Source organism: Pseudoalteromonas luteoviolacea (assembly GCF_021654285.1).
Taxonomy (GTDB): Bacteria; Pseudomonadota; Gammaproteobacteria; order Enterobacterales; family Alteromonadaceae; genus Pseudoalteromonas; species Pseudoalteromonas luteoviolacea_J.
The window spans coordinates 102,518-114,459 of the sequence record NZ_JAKFZS010000021.1; the positions used below are offsets into that span (position 1 = coordinate 102,518).

Genomic DNA, 11,942 nt, shown 5'->3' on the forward strand with positions numbered 1-11,942 from the left:
ATGCCGCAATTATAACTTTTTTTAAGCTTGAGGGGGAGTTTATAGTTCAAAACACAACCAAAAAAGCATATTTCTATCACTTTTTAGAATATGAGATAAATCATTTACATTTTTTTACATTGAAAAATAGTTTATTCTTTAACCAGGAATATTTTGATAAAGTTTAATAAAAACATAATGATAATGAAATAATAAAGCCTTTTATCCATCTCCTTATAACTAAATGAATAGTGTAAATAACAAAACAATACTTTCACAAAAAGAACAATGAATTTACGTTTGTTAACCTCTTGGCACATAGAGGTTGCCAAGAAAAACAACAAGTAAAACAAGGGTAAAAAAATGACAACAGGAAATTTTAAATTAGCAGCAATATCAATGGCTGTAACAGGATTACTTTCAGCAAACGCAGTAATGGCAATGCCAGAAGGTGTTAACACACAAGTTGAGTTATTAGCGCCAGCACTGCCAAGCCAAGCCCAAATCGCGCAAAAACTAGAATCACAAAGCGGTTTCGGTACGCAGTTCATCATCAAATATAAAAACAACAACAGCGGCAATGACATCATGTCACTTTCAAGTGTCGATATGTCTCCTGCCATGATGAATACACGCGCTCGCAGTTTCGTAAAAGGCTTCAACAGCAAGCGTGCAGCAGCTAAAGCGCAGTACGTTCGTCCGATGGCGCTTTCAAACCACCACGTAATGCGTGCAGACAAGAAGCTTAATGCAGCAGAAACACAAAAATTCATGCAAGACATGATTGCATCAGGCAACGTTGAGCACATCGAAGTTGACCAAATGCTACAGCCATTTGCTGCTCCAAACGATCCAAGCTACAGCTCACAATGGCACTACTTTGAAGCGGCGGGCGGTATTAACGCACCTGCAGCATGGGACAAAGCAACAGGTAGTGGTGTAGTAGTCGCTGTACTAGATACAGGTTACCGTCCACACGCTGACTTAAACGCAAATATCCTACCAGGTTACGACATGATCTCTAACCTGTCAGTAGCAAATGACGGCGGCGGTCGCGACAGCGATGCACGTGACCCAGGTGATGCAGTGACAGCCAACGAGTGTGGTTATACTCACAGCGCACGTAACTCAAGCTGGCACGGTACACACGTTGCCGGTACTGTTGCTGCAGTAACTAACAATGGTGAAGGTGTTGCCGGTGTTGCTTATGATTCTAAAGTTGTACCGGTACGTGTACTTGGTAAGTGTGGTGGTTTAACATCTGATATCGCTGACGGTATCATCTGGGCATCTGGTGGTTCAGTCTCAGGTGTGCCTGCAAACGCCAACCCAGCTGATGTTATCAACATGAGTTTAGGTGGTAGCGGTGCATGTAGCTCTACGACACAAAATGCGATTAACCAAGCACGTGCAAACGGCTCTGTGATTGTTATCGCTGCGGGTAACGACAACGACAATGCAAATAACTACAACCCAGGTAACTGTGCTGGCATCGTCAACGTTGCATCTGTAGGTCGTGATGGTGGCCGTGCATACTACTCAAACTACGGCTCTTCAATTGACGTTGCAGCACCAGGTGGCGCACAAAGCTTCGCCAATGACCCTGAAGGCATTCTTTCTACTTATAACTCAGGTAGCAACACACCTGTGAGCGATAGCTATAGCTACTCACAAGGTACGTCGATGGCAGCACCACATGTTGCAGGTATTGCAGCGCTTATCAAGCAAGCAAAACCTACTGCAACGCCTGACGAAATCGAAACAATTCTTAAAAATACCACACGTAGCTTCCCTGCAACGTGTACTAACTGTGGTACTGGTATCGTTGACGCAAACGCGGCCGTTGATATGGCACTTGGCAATGACAATACAAACCCAGGTGACAATGTATTAGTTGATGGTGAAGCAAAAACAGGCCTAAGTGGTGCAAAAGATGCTGAAGCTTTCTTCACATTTGAAACGCCTGCTGGCGCAAGCAAAGTTACCTTCACAATGAGTGGTGGCACAGGTGATGCTGACCTTTACGTCAGAGCAGGTGCTAAGCCAACAACGACAACTTATGACTGTCGTCCATATGAAGGTGGTAACAACGAAGTGTGTACTATCGATAACGCTTCTGGCACATATCACGTAATGATGCGCGGTTATTCAGCGTATAGCGGTGTGAGCCTTGTTGCAAACGCAGAAAGCACAGGCACACAACCTGGTGGTATCACTGAGACAAACCTATCTGCATCAACAGGCAACTGGAGCCGTCACCAAGTGACTGTCCCGGCTGGCATGTCGAGCCTAACGGTTAAAATCTCAGGTGGTTCAGGTGATGCAGACCTTTATGTAAACCCAGGTAGCGCTCCTTCAACGTCTACTTACCAGTGTCGTCCATATGAAGGCGGTAACGCTGAAACATGCACCATCACCAACCCAGCTGCTGGCGTTTGGCACATTGGTCTACGTGCATACCGTACTTTCTCTGGTGTGACACTAGACGCACAGTACAAATAATCCCTAGCACTTAATGTAACAAACTAAGCCGGAGTAACTCCGGCTTTTTACATCCCGCGTCAGCTACATTAAGACAATAAAAAAGCCAAACATTTGTTTGGCTTTTTGCTTACTCTCACGTTAATCATTGATTATGACTGCAAACCCAAACTTGCTCTGATCTGCGCCATTTGCTGTTCTAAGCGCTGTTGAATATCACTGATCTGTTGGTTTGACCCACTCACCTGCGCTTTCATCGTCGCCATAGAGCTGCTAAAACTATCTACCAATTCGGTTTGCTGATTACTCAGTGACATCGCATCCGCGGCGACTTGGCTGGCACCTTGTGCACGCTCAGCAACGCCTTCTGAGTTTCGCTTTAACTCTTGGGCATGTTCAGTTTGCTGCTGCGCCTCTTGGGCTAATGCACTGATCTGATTTGATACCTTACTGGAATTATCACTTAAAATATTAAGCTGCGCATTGATGTCTGTAAGCGAGTCCTGCGTTTGACGGGCAAGCTTTCTCACTTCATCGGCCACTACCGCAAAGCCTCGGCCGTGCTCACCGGCACGTGCAGACTCAATGGCCGCGTTCAGTGCCAATAAGTTAGTTTGCTCAGCAATGGTGTGGATCATCTCTATCACCTTGCCGACATCTTCAACCCCAACGAGCAATTCATTGAGACTCACCAGCCCTTGATCCACACGGCTTTGTGTACTTGAGCTGGCCTTAAGCATCGACTCTGCAAAGCCGACACTTTGTGTCATCGCATTAAACGTATCACTGGCGTTATCAGCTACCTGCTGATTGATATTACTGGCTTCAAAGCCGATTGATTTGATCTCATCCAGCTGATGTTGATTATGCGCTACCTGCTCATAGGTATGCTCTGATTGCTGACTTATGCTGGCCAAGTTTCGATTCATGTCTTGCATAAAGTCGTTGATTACTTGCAGCATTTGCTCGCGCTCTTGAGCTTCTACCCGTTGTCTTTCAATCAATTGATTAAAATACTGAGCAATTTCACCTACTTCAGTATTGGCTCGCTTACACTTAATCTGTTTCAGCTCATTACTCTCAATTAAAAAGGCAAAGCCATCTCGTAAGTTGCGCAGCGGTGTCAGCACTTGACTAAACTGCACCCAATACACACCAACAGCCAGCAATACGAGCAAGCCAATGGCAGCGCCAAAAATAGTAAATACTTGGGACTTGAGCTCTACCTGACGGCGCTTTAACTGCTCGCCTGCATCTAACATCAGTGCAGATAATTGCTTAATATCATCACGCAGTGACGTGATCCCCGCTTGGCGTTGCTGTGCCTGACGTAGTGTATTTTCTAAGTCACGGCTAAAGCGATTTGGCCAGCTACTCAATTCAGACTTGATCTCTTGCGCTAAATCTTCAGGCTCTTCCCCCAGAAAAAGCTCATCCTCATCCACTTCGGTCATCACGCCTAAATCATCTAGCCTATCAATTTGCGATGCGAAGGTTTGTAGTCTGTTGAGTGATTTGTGCAAGCTTTGCTGTGTTGCTTGGTCGTAGTGCAATACCAGTTGGTAGGTATAAATGCTTAAATTGGTGGTTTCAAAATAGTAATCGGACGCCAATGCATAATAGCGATCACTCAGAGCATGGCCTTGCGCCTGTGCAACATAATTCATCAATGAGGAAGCTGAGCCCGCCATTTGCCGCAGTGCATTATCAAGTAGTGCTAATTCATTGCCCGATAATTTGCCCAGCGCTCGATACTTACCCTGAATATCACCATTTAATGCATCTAGTTGCTTTTCCATATCCGTCATTGCATCACTAGACATGGTTGCTAAGTGCTTATTTTTGATTATATTGATCTGCTCGCTGGCCTGATTTAAATACAGGCTATCACCTGAGCTGAGGTAATCTTCAACCGTACCAGCTAAATCAATTAAAACCGTATTTTTAAGCTGAGTATATGCGCTATCTTGCTGATCTAACTTACTAAAGACCTGACTTGCCCACAATAAGGTCGCCGCAAGAATGATACTGGCAATGGCTAACAACACCGCCAGCAGCCGAGTGAAAGATGAAACACGCATATGTACTACAATCCCAAAAAGTGAATTTCGGGCTCAGAGTATTAACCTTTTATGACATTTTGATGTAAGTTGTTTACCAAATGAGCAATCTCAGATAAAAGCATACTTTTTTAGTATGCTTTTTGTGTACAAACTCGCGACAGGGCAAAAGTCTGCATGTAGATGTTTACTTCATCGCCGCGTTGACATAGACATCAAAACGATTTTTCTTCGTGGTAATTTGCATGCTGGGTGTGTGTGAATTTAAAAACGGTGCGTAATCTGGGCGTTTTACCACAACGCGCTTGGTCGCCAATTGAGTCGCAAAAGGCAGCAAGGCGTCGGCGTCATTGTCTGCACCAACTAAGGATTGAAACACGCGCATTTCTTTTTTCACTTGTGCGGATTTTTCACGGTGCGGAAACATAGGGTCTAGATACACCACATCAGGGCGTCTCGACTCATCCTGCATTGCCTGTTCAAGTAGTGCGTGGCTTGAACCAAATGCGATATGCATATTCTCTTGCATCCAGCTGCCAATTTCTGCATCTTGATAGGCGCGCTGCAATCCGTCATATAAAAGCGCTGCGACTACGGGGTGCCTTTCATGCATCAATACTTTACAGCCTAAAGACGCCAATACAAATGCATCGCGTCCAAGACCCGCAGTGGCATCGAGCACCACAGGCGTTACGCCTTTATTTAATCCAACCGCCTTGGCAATGGCTTGACCTTTGCCACCACCAAACTTACGTCGGTGGGCACTGGCCCCAGTGACAAAATCGACACGAATGGCCCCAAGCTTTGGCTCATCTTTTTTAAATAGCGCCAACCCCGCTTCATCATAAACCAAACGAAACTCCTCATCGAGCGCTTGGTGTTTATCTAACTCAAAGCGTTTTGTGATCTCATCTAAATAAGAACGGTTTTCTTCAAATGGCGTGTGAATATACAACTGCAGGCTCCTGTCGGTTAAGCCTGCAGATTATATCGCTTAATGAAGGAAAAAAGAATCCAATCGACGCTGTTGTGTCGCATCGACTAAAACAATTCAATGTCGGTTTGTGCGGGTACCTCATCCTCTCCCCAAGGCTTAGCCATTTGATTGAGGCTTTGAATAAGCTCTTGGCGTACTTGAGTGATTTCACCCAGCTTATAGCGAATAATTGAAAACTCATCATTCACAAATAAAAAATGTTCACTCAAGCGCTCAAGAGACACCTTATGCGCTTCATTCAGTCCGGTTTTAACAGCGTCATCTTTAACAAATTGCTCAAACTCCGCGACCTTCGCGCCATAAATCTCACCAATGCCACCAAGCTGCTCACTCAACTGCGCAAATGCCAAGCCAATTTCCTCAACCTTATTCAATGCCACTTCGCTCACTTCCATATCTTTTATTTTGGCATTGGTGGCCTCGAGAATATGCGGCAGCAAATCTTTAAAGCGGCCATAAAGCGCAGGATCATCGGTAGGCATGTTTTTAATTAATAAGGATACTTTGGGGTAATTAATAATAGTGCGGCGACCAAAATCAACAAACCGGCTGCCCTCTTTGTTGGTTTCTAACAACTCTTGCTCTATTGGTTGTATTGCACCTTCTTGGGAAAAGAATACCGCTTGATTGTGGTACCAAAAAGCCAGCGCCACCTCTAAATTGAGCGGCGTAAAAAACTCTAAAAAGTACTCCGACAGAGTGGTTAAATCATGGGCATGGTAAGACTGACCGACATAACGCATTATCCGACCCATATCCCCAGAGTCTGTCATGGCGATTTCAGCGGTTATTTGCGCCCTTTGCATGTCTTGCTTAAGCGCCACCGATTGACGGCGGTAATCATCCAAGACTTTGATCCGCGCCAATAATTCAGACCCTTCAAATGGCTTTACAATGTAATCAGCGGCTCCCGCATTATACCCGCGCATACGTTCGCTAATATCTGATTTGGAAGATAAGAACATTACGGGAATATCTGCGGTGTGCTCTCCTGCTTTTAGGCGTTCACACACTTCAAAGCCAGACATGCCCGGCATTTCCACGTCGAGCAAAATAATATCCGGTTGATATTTAATTGCTAACCTTAAGCCCTGCTCGCCATTTTTTGCGTGGATCAATTTACAACTTTGCGATAATGACTGCTCGATAACATGGTGAATGAGCTTGTCATCGTCAATGGCAAGCACTAAATTTGTCATATGGCTTTCCCTACAAGATCAGGTCTTTACCAAAGCATAGACGGAACTGTTTATTTTGCGAGTGCAAAAACAACAAAGCGCCCTTTCGGACGCTTTGTTCATATGAAGATTGCAATACGCGTTTATGCGGCTTTGCCAATACCACTGTGACGCAACAATGCATCAACTTGTGGCGAACGACCTCTAAAGCGCTGGAATAACACCATAGGCTCTTCTGAACCGCCCATTTCTAGGATGTTTTCCATAAAGTCTTTACCTGTTTGCGCATTGAAGATGCCTTCTTCTTCGAAGCGAGAATAGGCATCTGCTGACAGTACCTCAGCCCATTTATACGAGTAGTAACCTGCGCTATAGCCCCCTGCAAAAATATGACTAAAGCTATGCTGGAATCGGTTAAACTCTGGCGCTTTAATAATGGCGACTTGCTCTCTGACTTGGTTCAGTCTCGCTTGAATTTGGCACGCTTCATCTTGCTGATAATCGGCATGAATATGGAAATCAAACAATGAGAACTCAATCTGTCTGAGCATTTGCATGGCTGATTGATAGTTTTTAGCCGCCAGTAACTTGTCTAATAACGCTTTTGGTAGTGGCTCACCACTTTCGTAGTGTCCAGATATAAAGCTCAACGCTTCTTCTTCATAACACCAGTTTTCTAAAAACTGACTTGGAAGCTCAACCGCATCCCATGCCACACCATTAATGCCCGCAACAGCAGGCGCATCAATTTGCGTCAGCATATGGTGAATACCATGACCAAACTCATGGAATAACGTGGTGACTTCATTATGCGTAAATAGCGCTGGTTTATCACCAACCGCTTTATTAAAGTTACATACCAAATAAGCAACCGGTGTCTGCAATGTGCCATCTGACAATGTACGTCGGCCCATACAATCGTCCATCCAAGCGCCACCGCGTTTGTGTTCACGCGCATACAAATCTAAATAAAAGTGACCGCGCAGCACGCCGTTGTTGTCATGGATAGCAAAAAAACGCACATCTTCGTGGTAACTGTCAAATTCACTCACTTCAGTGACTTTAATGTCAAATAGGCGATTAACGGTCTCAAATAAACCACTTAACACGCGATCTGCAGGGAAGTAAGGACGTAATAATTCATCTGAGATGGCATATTTGGCCTGCTTTAGCTTTTCACCGTAATAGCCATAATCCCACGCTTCTAGCTGCTCAACCTGATGTTCATCTTTGGCGAATGCTCTCAATTCATCAACTTCTTGCTGCGCTTGAGGCTTAGACTTTTGCGCCAAGTCATTTAAAAAGTCAAAAACCTGTGTTGGTGTTTCAGCCATTTTGGTTGCCAGCGACTTATCTGCAAAGCTATCAAAACCTAATAGCACAGCTAATTCGTGACGCAGTGCAAGCGCTTCAGTCATGATCGCTGAGTTATCAAACTCGCCACCATTAGGGCCCTGATCAGATGCGCGCGTCACAAATGCGCGATACATTTGCTCACGCAAGTCGCGATTGTCTGCGTACGTCATAATCGGTAAGTAAGAAGGAATATCTAGCGTAAATACCCAGCCTTCAAGCTCTTTTGCTTGTGCAGTATGCGCAGCTAGGGCCAGCGCTGATTCTGGCAAACCACCTAAATCGGCTTCATTAGTGACATGTAAATGCCACGCTTGAGTAGCATCCATCACATTGTTACCAAATTTTGCGCCCAACTCAGAAAGCTTTGCACTTATCTCACCGTAACGTTTTTGTCCGGCTTCATCCAAAGCAATACCCGACAGTTTAAAATCTCTTAGCGCATTTTTTATGGTTTTTTGTTGTGCTGTGCTTAAGCTTTCAAATTCGTCGCTTTGTTCAATTGATAAGTACGCTTGGTATAAGCCTTGGTGCTGACCAACATACGTTGAATATTCTGAAATCAGGGGTAGGCACTCATCATACGCTTTTCTTAATTCTTCATTATTAACAACTGAGTGCATGTGAGACACAGGGGACCACATTTTAGATAACTTATCATCTGCTTCTTCAAGAGGTTGAACAAAGTTTTGCCAGTTAAATTGCGCCTGCTCAAGCACTGAATCTATGGTTTTACGACAGTGTTCAATGGCTGATTTTAGTGCAGGTACAACATGCTCAGGCTTTATTTTTGAAAATGGCGGTAATCCTTCAAGGCCAATTAATGGGTTGCTCATAGTGTCTCTCTTAATTTTTTATTTCCTGAATAAACTTGAAATAAGGGCTAATAGCGCAAATACAAGTAAAACTTACTAATCTAGTTGAAAGTTATGGCGTATAAAAGCTGTCATACTAAGACTAGTTCAGCGAATTCAGAAGAGGAAACATTATGGCTCAACATTTTGACTACATTGCCATTGGCGGTGGTAGCGGTGGTATCGCATCAGCAAACCGAGCGGCAATGCGTGGCGCAAAGGTCGCCCTTGTCGAAGCAAAACACATGGGGGGCACCTGTGTGAATGTCGGGTGCGTACCTAAAAAAGTAATGTGGCACGGCGCACAAGTTGCTGAAGCCATCAAACTTTATGCACCAGACTACGGCTTTGACGTTGAGCTAAAAAACTTCAATTGGGCCAAATTAGTTGAAAGCCGTGAGGCTTATATTGGCCGTATCCACCAAGGTTACAACAAATATCTTGCCAGCAATGGCGTTACCGTGATCAATGGCTTTGCCAAGTTCATCGATAATAAAACCATCGAAGTAAATGGCGAACAGTACACCGCAGATCATATTTGTATTGCAGTGGGCGGTCGTCCAAGCATTCCAAATATTCCAGGTGCAGAGCACGGAATAGACTCAAATGGCTTTTTTGAGTTAAATGAGCAGCCACGCCGTGTTGCCGTCATTGGCGCAGGTTATATTGCTGTAGAACTTGCCGGCGTACTACACAGCCTAGGCACAGAAACTCATCTGTTTGTTCGTAAACATGCTCCACTACGCAACTTTGACCCTATGGTGGTTGAAACGCTCACTGAAGTCATGGAAAAAGAAGGCCCAACATTACACACTAACTCAACGCCAAAAGAGCTCGTGAAAGAGGCTGATGGTTCAGTGACTCTGCACCTTGAAAATGGTGAATCACACACTGTTGATCAGGTGATTTGGGCAATTGGCCGCGAGCCTGTAACAGATAAAATCAACCTTGCAGCAACTGATGTGGATGTTACTGAAAGAGGTTTTGTGAAGGTTGATGAGTGGCAAAATACATCAGTACCAGGTATTTACGCACTTGGCGATATCATGGAAGGCGGCATCGAATTGACACCTGTTGCAGTGAAAGCGGGTCGTATGCTGGCTGAGCGCCTATTTAACCCAGAACTGCCTAACGCAAAAATGGATTACAACCTAGTCCCGACAGTGGTATTCAGTCACCCACCGATCGGCACCATAGGTTTAACGGAACCAGAAGCCAAAGCCCAATATGGTGAAGACAACATCAAGGTATACAACTCGACGTTTGCAGCCATGTACACAGCGGTGACACAACATCGTCAACCATGTCGCATGAAGTTAGTATGTGCAGGCCCTGAAGAAAAAATCGTTGGCTTACACGGCATTGGCTTTGCCGTTGATGAGATGATCCAAGGCTTTGGTGTAGCAATGAAGATGGGTGCAACCAAAGCAGACTTCGATTCTGTTGTTGCTATCCACCCAACAGGCTCAGAAGAGTTTGTGACAATGCGATAACTCTCACCAAAAATGCAAAAAGCGCACACTGATTAAACAGTGTGCGCTTTTTAAAATATTAATTCATCACTGACGTATTTTGACTTTATAGATAAGTGTGAAACCAACTAGATAGCTCAGAAAACGCAGCTTCTCTATTCAAATCTAAACCATGATTATCACCTTGGTAAACAACCAATTTGTGCGGCACCTTGTGTTGCGCCAATGCTTTTGCAAATCGAATTGAGTTATCAACCGATACGCGTTTATCTTTGTCACCGTGCATAATTAAGATAGGAGTCTGCTTTGGCAATTTATCTACCCATGTCATCACGGAACGCTTCGCTAATTGGGCATGTTTCTCAGCGCTGTAATTCGGGATCCGTTTTTTATAAACTCTTTCCATCGCTGGGCGAAACTCAAGCTCTTTGTTTAGGTCAACAACCCCAGCCTGAGTGGCTATGGCTTTCACTGCTGGCATCTCTTTTACCGCTAAGTGTGTTTGCATCGCGCCGCGACTGACACCATACATGCCGACCCGTTTACTATCCGCGCCCTCAATGTTCGGTAAAATATCCATTAATGCTGTTACATCTGCCACGTCTACGCCACCAAATTGATCTAGAGTGTCGTCACGTGAAAAGGTACCTCTGTACTGGCTGCCAATTACAATGAACCCTTCTTTGGCAAGCGGAAAAACATTCCTCATTAAATGCCCGAACACCACCGCACCATAATTGCCATTACCGCCTCTGTTGTAAATAATGACGGGCATTTTCTTCTTATTATTTATGGGCTTCACAACAAAGCCTTTGACGTCTTGCCCATTCACTTGATAAGTAAAGGTTTCGCATGTCAAATGCGCTTTGAAATCATTGAATGCTTGTTCACTAAACATAGATTGGAAATGAGATACTTTCTTTTGTAGCGCTTGCTCGTTTAACCCCTTTTTTGCGAACTTCTTCTCCATAAAATCTATCCAATGGCTGTATTGTGAAAAAGGCCCTTTGTAGCAGCTTTGCACAGACTTCAAATCGGTACTGGTTGCCTGAGAATTAAAAGATATTAATAAGAATATAAACACTATCAAAACATGCATTACGACTTTTCCTTGCACTTTAAAACACTTCAAAATAAGTACACTATGTTTGCATTCATTACATTAATGTTCATTGAATAATCATAACCTTATTCAATATAAAAGTGAGGAGAGAGGTGTGGAGTTTGCTTTTAACTACTTAAGAGCGAAAGCGAAGACCAGCCAAAGTGTTTAACGTCTACAAGACCTATATCATCTATGGGCTATTAGGCTCAAATTAGTTCGCCAATCTGTACAGTAATATTCACAAAAATAAGATACAACGAGGGCTTCAAATTCAACAAAATGAATCCGATACTATTTTCGCTCGCAACGTACTAAAAAACACTATACATATCATTACCATAAAATAAATAACATCATGAAAATTAACCACTCAGTGTTCCATCAACAAAAACAGCCACATTAAAGATATAACCTTTCAACATAATAAATTAAAAATCAGGAAACCTCATTTACACCAACTAAT

General features: G+C 43.9%; 7 protein-coding genes. 2 read left to right on the top strand and 5 right to left on the bottom strand.

The genetic code is table 11. The features are described from left to right. The first annotated feature begins 342 nt into the window (after positions 1-342). Positions 343-2,481 carry a S8 family peptidase gene (locus L1077_RS18950; RefSeq protein WP_237138490.1) on the top strand — a complete coding sequence of 713 codons (2,139 nt, stop codon included), beginning with the start codon at positions 343-345 and terminating at the stop codon, positions 2,479-2,481. Between the two features lie 131 nt (positions 2,482-2,612). On the opposite strand, the gene L1077_RS18955 is transcribed toward L1077_RS18950, so the two are convergent. The 4 genes from L1077_RS18955 to prlC all read right to left on the bottom strand — a co-directional run bounded on the left by L1077_RS18955 (position 2,613) and on the right by prlC (position 8,884). Continuing rightward, the gene (locus L1077_RS18955) at positions 2,613-4,541 is read right to left on the bottom strand and encodes a methyl-accepting chemotaxis protein (protein ID WP_237138491.1); all 1,929 of its coding nucleotides are present in this window, start codon (positions 4,539-4,541) and stop codon (positions 2,613-2,615) included. 166 nt (positions 4,542-4,707) lie between these two features. Then, positions 4,708-5,475, bottom strand: coding sequence for a class I SAM-dependent methyltransferase (locus L1077_RS18960; protein WP_063360995.1), 768 nt, complete (start codon positions 5,473-5,475; stop codon positions 4,708-4,710). Positions 5,476-5,561: 86 nt separating this feature from the next. Beyond that, positions 5,562-6,716 carry a response regulator gene (locus L1077_RS18965; protein WP_063360996.1) on the bottom strand — a complete coding sequence of 385 codons (1,155 nt, stop codon included), beginning with the start codon at positions 6,714-6,716 and terminating at the stop codon, positions 5,562-5,564. A 122-nt stretch (positions 6,717-6,838) separates the two neighbouring features. Next, positions 6,839-8,884: an oligopeptidase A gene (gene prlC, locus L1077_RS18970; RefSeq protein WP_237138492.1), complete on the bottom strand. Its 2,046-nt coding sequence runs from the start codon at positions 8,882-8,884 to the stop codon at positions 6,839-6,841. A 152-nt stretch (positions 8,885-9,036) separates the two neighbouring features. Here prlC and gorA point away from each other — a divergent pair, with 152 nt between their 5' ends. Beyond that, entirely contained in the window at positions 9,037-10,395 is a 1,359-nt protein-coding gene (gorA, locus tag L1077_RS18975; protein WP_237138493.1) for a glutathione-disulfide reductase, read from the top strand. Positions 10,396-10,480: 85 nt separating this feature from the next. Here the strand turns inward: gorA and L1077_RS18980 are convergent, their stop codons facing one another. Beyond that, entirely contained in the window at positions 10,481-11,473 is a 993-nt protein-coding gene (locus L1077_RS18980) for an alpha/beta hydrolase family protein (protein WP_237138494.1), read from the bottom strand. Positions 11,474-11,942: the final 469 nt, after the last annotated feature.